This window comes from Faecalicatena contorta, from assembly GCF_022835095.1.
Classification (GTDB): Bacteria; Bacillota; Clostridia; order Lachnospirales; family Lachnospiraceae; genus Faecalicatena; species Faecalicatena contorta.
The window spans coordinates 3,800,220-3,816,601 of record NZ_BQNQ01000001.1 but is presented as its reverse complement, the minus strand read 5'-3'; the positions used below and the strand labels follow the sequence as shown (position 1 = coordinate 3,816,601).

The 16,382-nt window shown below is 47.8% G+C and carries 15 protein-coding genes; 12 read left to right on the top strand and 3 right to left on the bottom strand.

Going from position 1 to position 16,382, the window contains the following annotated elements; all coding sequences use genetic code 11:
- The first annotated feature begins 23 nt into the window (after positions 1 to 23).
- From MWG26_RS17125 to MWG26_RS17075, 11 genes are all read left to right on the top strand, one after another.
- Positions 24 to 368 (top strand): BMC domain-containing protein, encoded by a 345-nt coding sequence (locus tag MWG26_RS17125; RefSeq protein ID WP_025656502.1) that lies wholly within the window; start codon positions 24 to 26, stop codon positions 366 to 368.
- A gap of 12 nt (positions 369 to 380) precedes the next feature.
- Positions 381 to 656: a BMC domain-containing protein gene (locus MWG26_RS17120; RefSeq protein WP_009003872.1), complete on the top strand. Its 276-nt coding sequence runs from the start codon at positions 381 to 383 to the stop codon at positions 654 to 656.
- Between the two features lie 75 nt (positions 657 to 731).
- Positions 732 to 1,016: a BMC domain-containing protein gene (locus tag MWG26_RS17115; RefSeq protein WP_025656503.1), complete on the top strand. Its 285-nt coding sequence runs from the start codon at positions 732 to 734 to the stop codon at positions 1,014 to 1,016.
- Between the two features lie 272 nt (positions 1,017 to 1,288).
- Positions 1,289 to 1,567, top strand: a complete 279-nt coding sequence (locus tag MWG26_RS17110; protein WP_025656504.1) for a BMC domain-containing protein — start codon at positions 1,289 to 1,291, stop codon at positions 1,565 to 1,567.
- 221 nt (positions 1,568 to 1,788) lie between these two features.
- Positions 1,789 to 2,436 (top strand): phosphate propanoyltransferase, encoded by a 648-nt coding sequence (gene pduL / locus MWG26_RS17105; RefSeq protein WP_025656505.1) that lies wholly within the window; start codon positions 1,789 to 1,791, stop codon positions 2,434 to 2,436.
- A gap of 139 nt (positions 2,437 to 2,575) precedes the next feature.
- Complete coding sequence (locus MWG26_RS17100) at positions 2,576 to 2,842, top strand: EutN/CcmL family microcompartment protein (protein WP_025656506.1); 267 nt, start codon at positions 2,576 to 2,578, stop codon at positions 2,840 to 2,842.
- 7 nt (positions 2,843 to 2,849) lie between these two features.
- Positions 2,850 to 4,199, top strand: coding sequence for a 4Fe-4S dicluster domain-containing protein (locus tag MWG26_RS17095; protein WP_117440874.1), 1,350 nt, complete (start codon positions 2,850 to 2,852; stop codon positions 4,197 to 4,199).
- Positions 4,192 to 4,740 (top strand): BMC domain-containing protein, encoded by a 549-nt coding sequence (locus MWG26_RS17090; protein ID WP_025656507.1) that lies wholly within the window; start codon positions 4,192 to 4,194, stop codon positions 4,738 to 4,740. The genes MWG26_RS17095 and MWG26_RS17090 overlap by 8 nt, the downstream gene beginning before the upstream one ends.
- A 134-nt stretch (positions 4,741 to 4,874) precedes the next feature.
- Positions 4,875 to 5,639, top strand: coding sequence for a DeoR/GlpR family DNA-binding transcription regulator (locus MWG26_RS17085; RefSeq protein ID WP_025656508.1), 765 nt, complete (start codon positions 4,875 to 4,877; stop codon positions 5,637 to 5,639).
- Between the two features lie 12 nt (positions 5,640 to 5,651).
- Positions 5,652 to 6,797: a 1-propanol dehydrogenase PduQ gene (locus MWG26_RS17080; RefSeq protein WP_025656509.1), complete on the top strand. Its 1,146-nt coding sequence runs from the start codon at positions 5,652 to 5,654 to the stop codon at positions 6,795 to 6,797.
- 508 nt (positions 6,798 to 7,305) lie between these two features.
- Positions 7,306 to 9,582 (top strand): bifunctional diguanylate cyclase/phosphodiesterase, encoded by a 2,277-nt coding sequence (locus MWG26_RS17075; RefSeq protein WP_049915730.1) that lies wholly within the window; start codon positions 7,306 to 7,308, stop codon positions 9,580 to 9,582.
- A 356-nt stretch (positions 9,583 to 9,938) separates the two neighbouring features.
- Here the strand turns inward: MWG26_RS17075 and MWG26_RS17070 are convergent, their stop codons facing one another.
- On the bottom strand, positions 9,939 to 10,817 hold the full coding sequence (locus MWG26_RS17070; RefSeq protein WP_025656511.1) for a helix-turn-helix domain-containing protein: 879 nt from the start codon (positions 10,815 to 10,817) through the stop codon (positions 9,939 to 9,941).
- A 139-nt stretch (positions 10,818 to 10,956) separates the two neighbouring features.
- Here MWG26_RS17070 and MWG26_RS17065 point away from each other — a divergent pair, with 139 nt between their 5' ends.
- Complete coding sequence (locus MWG26_RS17065; RefSeq protein WP_117440865.1) at positions 10,957 to 12,459, top strand: L-fucose/L-arabinose isomerase family protein; 1,503 nt, start codon at positions 10,957 to 10,959, stop codon at positions 12,457 to 12,459.
- A 57-nt stretch (positions 12,460 to 12,516) separates the two neighbouring features.
- On the opposite strand, the gene MWG26_RS17060 is transcribed toward MWG26_RS17065, so the two are convergent.
- Both MWG26_RS17060 and MWG26_RS17055 read right to left on the bottom strand, forming a co-directional pair.
- Positions 12,517 to 14,547, bottom strand: a complete 2,031-nt coding sequence (locus MWG26_RS17060; RefSeq protein WP_117440864.1) for a histidine kinase — start codon at positions 14,545 to 14,547, stop codon at positions 12,517 to 12,519.
- The gene (locus tag MWG26_RS17055; protein ID WP_244062758.1) at positions 14,544 to 16,115 is read right to left on the bottom strand and encodes a response regulator transcription factor; all 1,572 of its coding nucleotides are present in this window, start codon (positions 16,113 to 16,115) and stop codon (positions 14,544 to 14,546) included. Before MWG26_RS17055 ends, MWG26_RS17060 begins: the two co-directional genes overlap by 4 nt.
- Positions 16,116 to 16,382: the final 267 nt, after the last annotated feature.

The following is a 16,382-nucleotide window of genomic DNA, read 5'->3' as shown; positions in this document are numbered from 1 at the left end:
CAATCCCAAAAAGGAGAATTGACATGGGAGAAGCAGTAGGCATGTTGGAAGTATTCGGACTGGCAACAGCATTTGCGGCGGCGGATGCCGGATGCAAAGCGGGCGATGTGAGTCTGGAGACTTTTGACAAGAATAAACCGGCAAATGCAGATGAATTACCCGTACCGCTTATTGTTATGATCAAGTTTCGCGGAAGCGTATCCGATGTTCAGGCAGCATTAGACGCAGCGAAAATGAAAGCAGAAGAACTTGCAGGAGTTGTAGCTGAATACGAAATTGCAAGACCCACAGAGGATACGGAAAAGATGCTGAAGCTGAGCGGTTTAGATAAAGGCAAACCAAATAAAATCTATGTAAAAGAAGTTTAGGAGGAAATGAAAATGGCACAATTAGCATTAGGAATGGTAGAAACAAGAGGACTGACAGCAGCAATCGAGGCTGCAGATGCAATGACAAAGGCTGCTGAGGTTACATTAGTTGGAACAGAGAAGATCGGTTCCGGACTAGTAACAGTTATGGTTCGCGGAGACGTAGGAGCTGTTAAAGCTGCAGTTGAAACTGGCGCTGACGCTGCAGGAAGACTTGGCGAATTAGTAGCAACACACGTAATCCCGAGACCACACAACGACGTAGAGAAAATTCTTCCTACTGTATAGGAACCGAAGATGACTGCAGTTCTTCCTGTCATTGCAACAGGGAGCAGCAAGAAGAATGAGTAAAGGAGCAGTCTCATGGGACAGGCGTATGGATTTTTTGAAATCCCAAGTGTGACAGCGGCGGTGGTTGCCATTGATATTATGTGCAAGACAGCAGAAGTGCAGCTTGTCACCTGGGAAAAAAAGTTAGGTGGAAGACTTGTAACCATCATTATCCGCGGAGACGTATCAGCTGTATCGCAAGCCATTGAAACTGCTGCTGCAAACGGAATTAAAGAACCAGTAGCGCATGTGGTGATTGCAAATCCTCACGGGGAGATACTGAAGCTGATCAATAACAGCGCGAACCGGGTAAGTTAGGAGGCAGTTAAATGGCAGAAGATAATAAACCAAGCGGCGGGGAGAAAGCACCAGACACTTCCAAGCCGGAAGGTGCAGCCAAAAAAAGCACAGCCAGGGCGGCCGGCACTTCAAAAAGCACGGCGAAAAAGACAGCTGGCACTGCGAAAGCTGCATCCGCCAGAAAAACGACGACTGCGAAGGCGCCGGCCAAGACCATCCAGCGGGTGAAACAGTCGGCGCAGCAAGCAGAACAGGTAGAAGAAAAGATTCAATTAAAGGAGGAAAAAAGAATGTCACAGGAAGCATTAGGAATGGTTGAAACAAGAGGTTTAGTAGCATCAATCGAAGCAGCAGATACCATGCTCAAAGCTGCTAATGTAGTATTAGTAGGAACAGAGAAGATCGGTTCCGGACTGGTAACAGTAATGGTTCGTGGAGATGTTGGAGCTGTTAAATCTGCAGTTGAATCAGGTGCAGAGGCAGCAGGAAGACTTGGCGAATTAGTAGCAACCCACGTAATCCCAAGACCACACAGCGATGTAGAAAAAATTCTTCCAGCAGTGAAATAATAAGCGTTAGTGTATTGTTCAGTACAGGACTGTGTATTTACTGCACAGTATGTACGAAAGCGCTGAACAGCCAAAAGCAAGCCCTATCGCTGCAGGCGATTTTCATGGGTATGCGGAGTATCTGTTCTTGAACAGATAAGTTCAGCTAAAGATTTACGGCCTTACGTCTCTTCCTCAGGCAGATGCGTAAGGCCTGTGAATACTTAATGAGGAGAATTGATATGGACAATAACAATGTAGCATTGATTACCAAAATGGTACTGGAAGCAGTTGAGAAGCAGAAAGCTTCCGGAGATACCGGATATCTTGTGCCAATCGGAGTGTCCGCGAGACATATCCACCTCACACAGGAGCACGTTGAGGCCCTGTTTGGTCCGGGATATCAGTTGACGAAGAAAAAAGAGCTGATGGGCGGCCAGTTTGCATCGAACGAACTGGTAACAATTGTCGGCCTGAAGCTTAGAGCGATAGAGAATGTCAGGATCTTAGGACCTGTAAGAAGCAAATCCCAGGTGGAGGTGTCTGCAACAGATTCCATCCGTCTCGGGGTAAAGGCGCCGATCCGCGAATCCGGCAACACCGCCGGCTCGGCGGCAATTGCAGTCGTTGGGCCAAAAGGAGCTATTTATCTGGATGAAGGATGCATTATTGCAAAAAGGCATATCCATATGTCACCGAAAGATGCAATGGCAGCCGGTGTTCATGATGGGGACATTGTATCTGTGAAGGCAGACAACGAGAGAGGAACCGTATTCAACCATGTTCAGATCCGCGTTGACGACAGCTTTACTCTTGAGATGCATATCGATACAGATGAAGCGAATGCAGCGAAAATTGCGACAGGAGATACCGTAAGAATCATTAAGTAAAACACCCCGCAGCAGACGAAGGGGATTCATCCCGCAGGCTTTTCCGGTACCGGACAGTTCCGGCACTGACGCGCCGTCTGTGCGGGGTAATTGTACTAGTATCAAACACTGAAGATTATAGCCGCAAGAGGAGGATGCTATGCTGATAGGAAAAGTGAAAGGAAGTGTTGTTTCAACACGCAAATGTGAGAATCTGGTCGGCAATAAGTTTATGATTGTGGATGTCTTGGAGCATATGCAGAATGGTGCGAATCAGCTGATTGCGATTGATAAGATTGGTGCGGGTATAGGTGAGTATGTGTTGGTAGCACAGGGCAGCGCGGCCAGAATTGGTTCCGGAATGCCGGATGCACCTATTGATGCAGCAATTGTTGGAATTATTGACGATGGAACAGGACTGGAGTAATGAAATGATGGATATGAAAGAATTGAGCAGCATATTGCAGTTAAACGGTATAGTTGGTGCAGGTGGTGCAGGTTTTCCTACATATGCAAAGCTAGATGAACGTGCTGAAACAATCATCCTGAATTGTGCAGAGTGTGAACCGCTTCTTCGGCTGCACAGGCAGCTGCTTGAGAAGTATGCACAGGAAATCGTTGAGACCTTCCATATGATGGGGCAGGTTGTAGGTGCAAAAGAAGTAGTCATCGGAATTAAAAAGGCTTATAAAAAGACAATTGAGGCTCTGGAAGAAGTCATCGGTGAATATCCCGAGGTCAGGCTTGGGCTGCTGGATGAAGTATATCCGGCCGGAGACGAAGTTGTTCTGATCTATGAAGTGACTGGTAAAGTAGTAAGGCCGGGAGGGCTTCCAATTGAGAGCGGTGTAGCCGTATTCAATGTGGAGACTGTATACAACGTATACAGAGCACTTAACCAGCAGGCGCCGGTAACGGATAAGCTGGTATCTGTCGTGGCTGAGGTAGAGCGCCCGGTAACGGTGCGGGTACCGATCGGAACGACGATTGAAGAGACCGTCAGGCTGGCCGGCAATGTCACTGCCAGGGATCCGGTATATTTCATCGGAGGCCCGATGATGGGATTTATCGGCAGCGGTTCACAGCCGGTTACCAAGACGACTAATGCCGTGCTGGTACTGCCGGAGGAACACCTGATTATTCAAAAGAAAAGAAGAAAATCATCGATCGATTTAAAACGTGCAGCGGCTTGCTGCTGCCAGTGTACGATGTGTACGGATTTATGTCCGAGAAACCGGCTTGGACATCCGATAGAGCCGCATTTGTTTATGCGTGCGGCAACCTGTAAAGATTTACAGGAACCAAACATATTTATAAATACCATGTTTTGTTCTTCCTGTGGTCTGTGCGAAATGTATTCCTGTATGCAGGGATTGTCACCGAGATCATTAATGGCAGAATATAAAGCGGGCCTGCGTGCCAACGGACTCAAACCTCCGCAGGGTGTTATACCCAAACCGGTGGGGGAAGAGAGAGAGTACCGTAAGGTGCCGATGGAACGCCTTATGGCAAGACTGGATCTTACAAAATATGACAGGGAGGCGCCTCTTGATGAGACTGCAGTTCCTGTAAGAAAAGTGAAGATCCTGTTAAGCCAGCACATAGGCGCACCTGCATCTGCGATTGTAAAACGTGGTGATAAAGTAACGCAGGGACAGATGATAGCCGAACCGGGTAAAGGCTTGAGTGTGGGAATACATGCAAGTATAGACGGTACGGTTAGTGAAGTAAATGAGAAATATATAATCATAGAAACGCAGGAAGGACGTGCAGGCAATGAGTAAGGCAATTGGAATGGTAGAATATAAGACTGTTTCAGCAGGTGTTGTAGCAGCAGATGCTATGGTAAAGACTTCTGAAGTTAGTATCATTGAGGCCCAGACAGTATGTCCGGGAAAATATATCGTAATTATCTCAGGAGATTTGAGCGCGGTAAATGCTGCGGTTGAGACTTCCAAAGCCCTGCATGGGAAACATCTGATCAACAGTTTTGTACTCGGCAACCCGCACAAATCCATTTTCCCGGCAATCTATGGGGCTACTAAGATCGAAGATGTATCTGCTCTCGGAATTATGGAGACTTACGATGCCACCTCAATCATTGTGGCTGCAGATGAGGCTGCGAAGACAGCGATTGTCGATCTGATTGAACTCAGAATTGCCAGAGGAATGTGTGGGAAATCTTATCTGATGCTGACAGGTGATGTGGCAGCCGTAGAAGCTGCTATCGAGAGGGCAAAGGCTGCAGTGGCAGACCAGGGAATGTACCTGGATTCATCTGTGATCGCGCACCCGGATGCCCAGATCCGCGAAGCGATATTATAATCATTCGCAATTGTTCAGCACAAAATTGTGCATTAACTGCACAGCTGCATGATTCGAAACATATATTTGCTGTATAGCCCGCTGCAGTGTGTTCAGAAGGGCAAGGCAGGGCAATATGACCGGGAGGCAATGTGATGCTCGCAATAGAGAGACGGAATGAAATATTAGAAAAGCTTCAGGCTGAACGGCGTGTAGTGGTAAGTGAGCTGAGCCAGATATATGATGTGTCTGAAGAGACAATCCGAAGGGATCTGGAAAAACTGGTGAATGACGGCTATGCCATAAAAAGCTATGGCGGAGCAGTTATCAATGAAAATGTGAACATCGATCTTCCATTTAATATCCGAAAGAACCGCAATGTTGTTGGAAAACAGCGGATTGCAGAACTTGTGAACAAAATGGTCCACGATGGAGACAGCCTCATGCTGGACGGCAGCTCGACAGCAGTTTATATCGCAAAGGCATTAAAAGAGAAAAAAAACCTGACGCTGATCACAAATTCAATTGAGATTATCATTGAATTGTTTGATGTGCCTGACTGGAGCGTACTGTCAACCGGGGGCGTATCCAGGGAAGGTTCATTTGCGCTCGTGGGGCCGCAGACGGATAAGATGCTTCGTTCTTATCACGTGGATAAGTCGATAATTTCCTGTAAAGGAGTTGACCTTGCTTCCGGTCTTACAGATTCGGATGAGCTTCACGCGAACAACAAGAAAACCATGCTGGAATCAGGAAAACAGAAGATTCTGGCAATAGACAGCAGTAAATTTGATCAAATTGCGTTTACAGCGATCGGAATGCTGGAAGATATAACGACTGTTGTTACTGATGAAAAACCCGAGGCCAAATGGCTTCAGGCATTTGAAGAGTTAGGGATAGAGTGCATCTACCCGGAATAAAGGAAAAACACTATGAAAAGCTTTGAGATTAAGACTAAAGTATATTTTGGCGATCAGGCGCTGGATCGTTTGGCAGAAATTCCATACAACAAGGTACTGGTAATCACTGATCCGTTTATGGCTCAGAGCAGTATGATTAATCTGATTACCGATCCTCTTAAAAAGGGAAAGATAGAATTTGACATTTTTAAGGATGTTGTGCCGGATCCTCCGATCGAAAAAATCAGTGAAGGTGTCAAAAAGATGCTGGAATATAAGCCGGACGCGATTGTCGCAGTCGGCGGGGGATCTGCCATTGATTCCTCCAAATCAATCCGTGAGTTTGCACTTCGTGTGGACAATTACGGGGAAGTCGGATTGATCGCAATACCGACAACAAGCGGAACTGGTTCAGAAGTTACATCCTTCGCGGTTGTATCCGATCCGAAAGAACAGATGAAATACCCTCTGGTTTCCAGAGATCTGACACCGGATGAGGCAATCCTGGATGCCGAGCTTGTTAAGAGTGTGCCGCCTTCAATTACAGCGGACACCGGAATGGATGTATTTACGCACGCGCTCGAGGCTTGTGTAAGCACAAACAGAAATGATTTTTCAACGGCGCTTGCAGAGAAAGCAATCGAAATCTGCGGCGTATTCCTGCTCCGTGCATATCTGGACGGAAATGATACCCATGCGCGCCAGAAGATGCATTCCGCATCCTGCCTGGCAGGGCTTGCATTCAACTCCGCGTCATTGGGACTAAACCATGGAATGGCACATCAGCTTGGCGCAACATTCCACATCCCGCACGGACGGGCAAACGCAATGCTGCTTCCCCATATCATTGAGTTCAACAGTGATATCAACAAGCACAGCAAGAGCCGTACGGAGTACCTGCCGGCTGTGAAAAGATACTCCACAGTGGCACAGCTGCTGGGACTGAGCAGTTATAATAAGATCATGACGGTAAGATCACTCGTAAACTGGGTACAGTTCATGCTGAAAGAGATGGATATACCGCTCTCCATATCACAGATGGGGACAATCTCTGAAGAAGAGTACTTCAATGCCATAGATCATATGGCAGATGGGGCAATGGCAGATGGGTGTACGGATACAAATCCACGCGTGCCACGGAAGGCGGATGTAGTACAAATCTATAAAAACCTCTGGTAACGGTTGGGGGCGGAGGGGAATTGGCTGGTATGGGGGCGCTGAGTAAGAGCGGCGTCTGCAGCCTGCTGTGGGTTTCCATGCCGTTGCTGCCGACTGGCCGTGAGGCTAAGAATATCTAACAGAAAAAATAAGGAAAAGTGAGGGACATGCCGCAGTTGGCGTGAATGCTGATGCATTCACACCGCCGGCGGCAACAGCATTTGATTTTGTGAATCAAATGCTGCCCTCACTTTTCCTTATTTTTTCTGTAAGATATTCTAAGCGTCACTATATGTCGGCGGCAACGGCATGGAAACCCACAGCAGGCTGCAGACGCCGCTCTTACTCAGCTATGCGCATCCAGGCGGCAGAGCCCCTCCTCCCCGGAAGGGCCTTGTGCGGGAGCTGTGGATGGAACAGACGATGGCGTGGTTTTATGGGCTGGGGAGAGCTTTTTATGTGTAGGCGCCCCCTATCTTCCGCTCGCATAATCTGCTCGCTAATCTCATTTGACGGGGGGATGGGGAGTGTGTATAATTGGGATATGAAAAGAGAAGGCAGAAGACAAAGAAAATTGTATATTGATATTATTGCTGTTATTGCCATGACTGTTTTGCTGGCAGTCTTTTTTACGTGGAAGTTTCAGCAGTCTTCGGAGGGGAAGGTTTTGAATACTCTTTCTGAGATATCTTGTCAGAGCGTGAATGTGATTCAGGAGGAGGTTGAAAAGAATAAGACGCTTTTAACGAATCTGGCAATTTACATTAGTGAGGGGGGAACGAAGGATATTGATGTGCTGATTGAGCGGCTTGTGAATGTGGATAAGATGAACGGGTTTAAGCGGATGGGGATTATCCGGGATGATTACTTTGGGAAGGCTACCGATGGCAGGGGATTTGTGCCGGATCGGGAGAGTATTCAGGAGCGGTTCCAGGCTGCAATGGAAGGGGAAACAGTGGTTTCGGATCGTCTCAAGGATTTGGATGACGGGAAAGATATTACTCTTTACAGTACTCCGATTAATTGGGAGGATGGTACAAGGTATGTTTTGTTCGGAGCATATGAGATCGAGTATTATAAGGAGATTTTGTCCGTATCGACATTCGGAGGGGAAGGGTACAGTTACATTATTCGAAAAAATGGGGACTGTGTCATTGACTCTGAAAACAAAAATGGGAGCTCATTTGAGAATTATTATGATTATATTCTGGAGGAATCGGAGGATAACAGGGCGGGCATGCGGCGGCTTCAGGAAGATATAGATGCCTTCCGGGACGGATTCGTGACTTTTCAGACGAAAAAAGGCAGCCGCTATGTATATTACCAGCCTCTGGAGATCAATGACTGGTATCTGATGAGCGTGATACCGGAAGCGGTAGTTGAGACTCATATCAATGGGCCTATGGCTACGGCCTATGCGATCCTGCTGGTGTGTCTGCTTGGAATCCTGTATTTGGCATGCAGGGTGTACCTGATCCAGAAGGCGGGCAGGAAGATGCTGGAGCGGGCGGCGTATGTAGATGAAGTTACCGGAGATGCTTCGTACGCTAAATTCATGCTGGATGCCCAGAAGCTTCTGCATACATATACGGATAAAAAGTATGCCCTTGCTGTATTGAATATAAAAAGGTTCCAGTACATCAATGACCTGTATGGCTATGAAGAGGGAGACCGGGCACTGAAACGTGTGATGAAGGCGTTGAGGGAGGCAGTCGGAACCTATGAGTGTGCGGCAAGAATGCAGTCTGATCATTATGCCATATTACTGGTATACCAGGATCAGAAACAATTGCAGGAGCGCCTGGATATGATTCTGAAAAAAATTGAATGTGAGGCCGATAACCGCGTTGGGGATACCCCTTATGTGCTGAAAGTACAGGCCGGGGTCTATATGGTGCAGCAGAGGGAGGAAATGCTGGAATCCATGCTGGACCGGTCGGCTATGGCGGCGCGGTCGGAATATAACCCGGAGATTAATTCGTGTAATTTTTACAGCGAGACCATCCGCAGCCGTATGCTGCGGAATAAAGAGCTAGAGGACCGTTTTTCGGAAGCGCTTAAAAATCAGGAGTTCTACCTGTGTTACCAGCCCAAATTCCAGGTGGAAGAGCAACGGTTCTGCGGCGCCGAAGCTCTGGTCAGATGGGAAGATCCTAAAACAGGGGCTATCAGCCCGGCGGAGTTTATTCCCGTTCTGGAACACAGTGGCAGCATCGTGGAACTGGATGAATTCGTGCTCGAGATGGCTTGCAGCCAGATACAACGGTGGCTTCGGGAGGGCATTGAAGTTCTGCCTGTCTCGGTTAATGTATCACAGCTGCATTTATACAGGCTAAATTTTGTGGAACGGTATCTGGAGATCATTGACCGGCATCAGATCCCGCATGAGCTGATACAGCTGGAAATGACAGAGACGGCACTGTTCTCCAATGAAGATATTCTCTCTGATAGCCTGGAAGAACTCCGCAGCAGGGGAATCCGGATATTAATGGATGATTTTGGCTCCGGATATTCATCGGTTACGATGCTCAAGTCTATGCCGATTGATATTCTAAAGATTGATAAGAGTATGGTCGATCCCGTGGAAAACAATGAAAAGGTAAGACTGATCCTGAGCAGTATTATCAGGCTCGCACAGTCGCTTCATATTAGCGTAACAGCGGAGGGCGTAGAAAATAAAGCACAGTATGATATATTAAAAAGTATGAAGATAGATGACATACAGGGATATTATTGCGCCAGGCCAATGTCCGCAGATCAGTATGCTTGTATTTTGAAATCACCTCAAAAAAAGTATGAGTTTTAGAAACTTTAGTATTCCTGCTCTGTGCATGGGAGCAGGCGGATAGAACAAAGTGGGCAAGCCCGCCTCAACTCCTAAACCCCTCACTCATGAGGGGCCTGCACGCTTTGGCGCCGCCGCGATGCCGCTTTGCAGCTATATACCTTAACGCGGCGTGTGCATCCTCCCGGAGGGTTTTTATGATATAGGAAATCCCAGAGGAATTTCCTATATCATAAGAATAGAGTTTCTCTAGAGAAACTCGTGCCTGAGGCGGCCGCATAGCGGCATCTACTGCTTACGCCGCAGTGCGCATCCCGCCGGGCGGGCTTTTTATCTTACAGACCAACTTTCTTATAAGTAAAAAAGGTATGCAAGCTTTAATTCCTCCATGCCTTTCTGTATGCCAGTGGGGTGGCGCCTTCCCTGGCCTTAAAAAGATTAATAAAATGAGTCACATTGTTCATTCCGGCTTCAAAGGCAATCTCACTGACCGGAAGATCAGAATACTTCAGAAGCTCTTTTGCATAGGAAATGCGGGCAGTGATAATATATTCATGGATCGTGACGCCGATATATTTTTTGAATTCTTTTAAGATATAATAGCGGCTGCGGTGGGTAAATTCTTCAAAATATGACAGCGGGAGGCCGGATTTAAAATTCTTATCTATTTCCCGCACGATTTGCCTGATATAATCCGGGATCAGAAAGGTATCTGCATTATTTGTAGCTGTCTGAAGCAGCAGTTCTGTCAGCATACCGTTGATTAAATTGGATGTGACCAGCTCGGTGGTCAGATCCTTTTTTTGATTGAGCGCAATAATGCGCCAGAGCGTGCGCTCCATGAAAAATTCGTCGCGCACGCTCAATATCTGAAATCCATTTCTGGTAAATTCCTTGTAATAACCCAACGCACTGTTTCCGTTAAAATGAATCCACAGGATCTCCCAGTCTTCCTCCCGGCCCGTGCGGTACAGATGGTGCTGTTCGCAGTTGATATAAAAACACTGCCCCTTTGTAATTGGATAAGTCTGCCCTTCATATTCCAGATATCCTTTGCCCGATACCGTGTAGACGATCAGGAAGGAGTCCAGATTCTCCCGTTCCGAAAAATAGGGATGGAACGTCTTAAAATAACCTACCTCCTGCGTATAGAAGTAGGTGGACCGTGCCGTACTGCTGGGTGTGAGTATCATCCGGATGGAGTCTTCACTCCAGGTGTGGGAGCCGCGCTCCAAAACCTTTGTGTTCTGTCTCATAATGTCACCACAACATTCTGTTATTTTTAAACAATTTGCTTGGATGCAATCTCTATTTTACAGGAATATAATGGGTTTGTAAACATAAATAGAAACAATACTAATATATTATTTTTATCATGAAAGCAGGAGGAAAACGATGAATTCAAGAAAACAAGTAAAAAAACCAAGAATCGGAATTTATTCCATGGGACTGAAGCATTACTGGGGGCAGTTTCCGGGGCTGCGGGAACGGCTGATAGAATATGGGGAATTTATCGCAGGAAAAGTACAAGAATTCGGGGCAGATACCTGCTTCTATGGATTGGTGGACTGTGAACAGGAAGGGAAAAAAGCGGGAGAGTATTTCAATGAGAACCATGTGGATCTGATACTGGCGCATTCCGCGACTTATGTTACGAGTGCATCGGTGCTCCCGCTGCATCAGATCTGCAGCGCACCGGTCGTGATTCTAAACCTGCAGCCTGCGGCAAAGATTAATTATGAGAAGACGACGACCGGGGAATGGCTGGCACACTGCGGTGCGTGCCCGGTGCCTGAGCTTTCCAATGCCTTCCACCGTGCCAAAATCAAATACCGGGTTGTAAACGGCCTGTTGGGACTGGACTATACTCCGGAGATATCTCTTGCCGATGAAGATACTGCACAGCGCCCGGAGGCGAAGCGGGCGTGGAGGCAGATTGAAGAGTGGGTTCAGGCCGCCAAAGTAAAATGCGGCCTCAAGGGGGCCCGGTTTGGGTTCCTTGGCAATACCTACAGCGGAATGCTGGATATGTACAGCGATTTTACCATGTTTCAGGCACAGACCGGCGCCCATCTGCAGGTATTGGAAATGTGTGATCTGGACAGGCACCTGCAAAGTGTGACAGAAGAAGAGACAGCGGCAAAAAGAAAGGAGATCGAGGCGTTTTTTACGATAAGCGAAGATGCGGCGGCAGACCCTCTTGCCCAGAAACCGACGGATGAGCAGATGAACTGGTCGGCAAGAGTGGCTGTGGCACAGGAGAAACTGGTGGAAGAGTTCGGTCTGGATGCATTGACCTATTATTATCACGGGGCGCCGGGAGGGCATTACGAAGAGGTGCAGGGAGGCTTTATTGTCGGGCATTCTCTTTTAACAGCCAGGGGAATTCCGTGCGCCGGGGAGGGAGACCTGAAAACCTGCCTGGCGATGAAGATATGCGACATCCTTGGTAAGGGCGGGAGCTTCTGTGAAATTGTTACGGCAGATTATGAAGACGGCACCATTCTTCTGGGGCATGACGGCCCGTTCCATCTGGAGATCGCAAAAGGAAAGCCAATCTTAAGAGGGATGGGGCTGTACCATGGGAAACAGGGAACCGGCGTATCTGTGGAAGCCAAAGTGCGCACCGGCGACATTACTAACCTGGGATGTACCCAGACCGTGGACGGAAAGCTCAAGTTTATCATCACGGAGGCGGAGTCGACGGACGGCGACATCATGACTATAGGAAACACCCAGACCCCTGTTAAGTTCAAAAAGGATCCGGATTCTTATATGGATGAATGGTTTGCAGAGGCGCCGACACATCATTTTGCAATGAGCATCGGGCACAATGCATCCCTTTATGAGAAAGTTGCAGATTTGCTTGAGATACCGGCAGTGGTATTGGATAAATAAAAGTATATGGAAGATCAACAGGCGCGGGACCGGCTTATCAAACTCATGATTGTGAGTTTAGAGCATCTGGCGCCTGTATTCTTCGGGTGTGTAACCGAACCGCTCTTTAAATTCGTTAAAGAACTGTTGTGTGTCGTTGTATCCGCATTCCGAGGCAATCTCGTATATATTTATTTCCGGGCGGGACAGCAGGGTCATAGCCTGGATAAAATGGCTTTCTTTCAGCAGATCCTCCGGACTGCTTTCTTCTTTGGCATCTGCGATTCCATCCTGGGGATAGCGTGCAGGCAGACGTATCTCCACCTCGGTGCCGCTGCCGCGGGTACTGGAATAGGTCAGCCCATACCCCGGACCGTACATCAGCTGCAGCCGGCGGTGTGTGTTATAGACCGCAATCTTCGAACCTTTTCCACCGGAGGAGCCGTGTCCGGTCAGTATGTCTTCCAGCTTTTCTTCGGAGATGCCTACTCCGTCATCGGAAATTAGAATCACAATATCCTCCTCCTCCAGCCATCCGGTAAGTACGATGGTTCCCTGCTTGGACTCCTTTTCCAGAATGCCGTGCAGGACACAGTTCTCAATGACCGGCTGGAAGGTCAGCTTTGGGATTGAGTACTCGAGTAGATTATCTGGGATATCGATCAGAAAATCAATGGTGTCATGGAAACGCATATTCTGCAGCTGGACATAGATAGAAACATGCTCCAGCTCATCTGCTATGGTGCTGAGGCTCTGCTTTCTGCTCAGCGTCAGCTTATAAAAACGGGATAGCTTCTGGACCGCGGAGGTTACATCCTGGGAGCGGCCCTGCTGGGACAGCCAGTTGATCATATCCATGGTATTATAGAGAAAATGTGGATTGATCTGGGCCTGCAGAGAATTAAATTCCGCTACCCGCAGATCCTCGGCGGCCTTGGCTTGCTCATCCATAAGCTGATTAATCACGCGGGTCATATAATTATAGGTGGAGATCAGATCCCCGATCTCATCGTAAGTGTCTGCGTCAGGCAGTGCCACGGGCGGCCCGATCCGCGACTTTGCCATCTGATTGATGACGGCTGACAGCCTGTTCGTAATGGAATGGGAGAGCAGCGTGGCAATGAGGAATGCGATCAGGATACACGCCACATAAACCAGGATAAAGCCTGCCATAATCGTAATACTTTTCGTAATCATGGGCTGGGACGGCATGGCCACGACCATGTACCAGTCCGTATTTTTTATGCTGTAAAAGCCGGCGTATACGTCCTCCCCCAGAACCCGCTTTAAAATAAAGTTATTGGAGGACATAAAATGTTCCTGCACCTCATCATATCCGAAATGATAGGCGCCGGATAATGCCGGATCCGATGTGGCCACAAGACTGTCCCTGTCATTGATGATGTAAGCCACGTTGCTGCTGGAAGACAGGTTGTCTTTTAACAGGCTGTCGAAATAGTCCTGGGAAAAATAGATCGCCAGGTAGCAGGGAACCCGTTTGCCCTCATAAATAATACTCGATTTTGTTATGTATGCCATTTCCCCGTTATGCCTGATCTCATAAGAGCCAAGATAGAAAGACGGACAGAAAAGCGTGCGCAGCGACGGAGCCCCGTTAAATATCCCATACCAGTAGGTTCCCCAGGCATTATTGATCGGAAGGATGGTATTGCACATCGGATAATTTGAAAAGATACGATCTGTCCGTGGAATATCTATATACAGTTTTACATCTGTGATCAGAGAGCCATCCGTGGCTTCTTTGATTGTCTCCAAAAAGATGTCTGCAGAATCACCATCTGCAAGGCCGCTCAGTGTTTCTGTCCGGGCGGAGCTGACAATCTGATGGTAGAACTCTTCCCCTGTAATCTGGTCATGAAGCCGGAGTATGCGGGAAACGGCATCCTCAATCAGCGGGGCTGTCTGCGTGGATGCATTCTGCTCCGTACGGATGGTGTCTGCAATGATCATGTCATAAAGTTTCGTATAGAAAAAGATGGCAAGCACGATCATGGGGATCGTTGCGATCACCAAATGTGTAATCGTAAACTTGGTCTGAAGCTTCAGATTCTTATATAAACTGCCGTTTTTCTTTGTATGTAATTTCATCCCAGCATCTTCTCCCTGTATTTGGACGGGGTCAGCCCCGTGAATTTTTTAAAGCTTTTGCTAAAATAATTGCCATTGCTGTAGCCGACCCTGGAGGATATATCTGTGATCTGATAGCGGGCGTCACTTAGCAGCTGCATCGCCTTTTCCATGCGGTACTCAGTCAGATACTGATTGAGAGTCTGTCCTGTCTGGCTCTTAAAATAGGTACAGACATAAGAAGCAGAGAGATATACATGGTCGCTGATCTCCTTGATGGAGAGCGCATCGCTGGCATAATTCCGGCTGATATAGTCCTTGATCAGAAAAATCGTGGAATCTTCCGGAACATGGTCGCTGATGCCTGCAAAAAACTGCTCAGTTCTGGAGACCAGCAGCTCGTGAAGCTCCTGGTAAGTAAAACAGCGTTCCAGATGGTCAATGATACTTTCCTCTGTACTGGTCTCCGAAGGATCATGGCTCAGTTTCAGCGTCTGGCGGCAGTCATTGATACTGATAAAAAGTTTATAGTAAATATCCTTTACCTGGTTGGGAAGAAACACCCTGTTTTCAGAATAACACCGATACAGCCGGCTCAGCAGTCCGATGCAGGCAGCCTGATCTTTGGCAAGAAGCGCATCTTTAAAGTCCGCCGCAATCTTTTCCGTCTGTTCCTGTGCGCCTGGTTCCATTCCCGGTGCGTTTTCCATGTCTGATGCAGCAAGAAGCGTACCCGGGCTGAAAAAGAAACTGCTTTGGAGCATAACCACCGCGGTCGTATAAGAGTGATAGACCCGACTGATTCCGCTCACCGTGTCTCCCCGCCCGATAAAAAAATCACCCAGGGGAAGAAACTGCTCTTTCAGAAAATTCTCAACAGCAGACAGGGCAATTGGGGAGGGCGCGCTGTCTCCCATAATATGAAACACATGATATACGGCGTGGATCTGGATGTAAAATACATGCAGGTGATAATGTGTAAGATAATCGGTCAGGTCATCCCGGATGTTGCGCAGAAGTGTGCCGTCAGGTTCCGTGGGTTTCAGCCTGACGATATAGGTTGTAAAACTGCTTCCCGGCATCAGGCGGAGAGAAAGCTCTTCGACAAGGCTGGTGATCTGCCCGGTATTCTCCTTATAGGGTTTGGTCAGCAGCAGTGCAAGATGGGAGGCGGTCTCCATAGAATACAGGTTTTCGTTCTGCCTGGTGCGCAGATTCTTTGCACGGCGCTCAATGGCTTCCAACACTGCCTCTTTGATTTCCTCCGGGTTTAGAGGCTTTTCTACATAATCGATCGCTTTCAGTTTGATGGCCGCCTTCAGATACTCCTTGTCCGAATAACCGCTCATAAAAATGACGCTGGTATCCGGAAGAAACTCTTCCAGACGTTCGACCAGCTGAATCCCGTTCATGCGCGGCATGCGGACATCACATAGAATAATATCCGGTTTCTGCGCGCGGGCAATATCCAGCGCGTTCACTCCGTCATCGGCCTGAAAGATCTGCTCAATCCCCAGTGCGTTCCAGTCAAGAGACGCAATCAATCCTTCACGGGTTAACTCTTCATCGTCCACAATCAATAATCTCATCGTATCGGTTCTCCTTCGTAATCAGATCGTCCTATGCCCTGATGTTCTGGGCAGGGGGGAATCCGCATGCTGGCAGGGGCTCCTGAACGGACTCCCTCGAAAATAGAAGTTTCATCATATTCATACTATATGCTATCATTCTAACAAAATCCATCTGTGAAATCTATACTTTATTCTGCAGCTTGCTGCAGACCCGCCCGTTAGGGCATGAGTTACGGGGTGCCCTTTGGGTATACCCTAATGTTCTGCTTGAGCAGAAAATTTGCC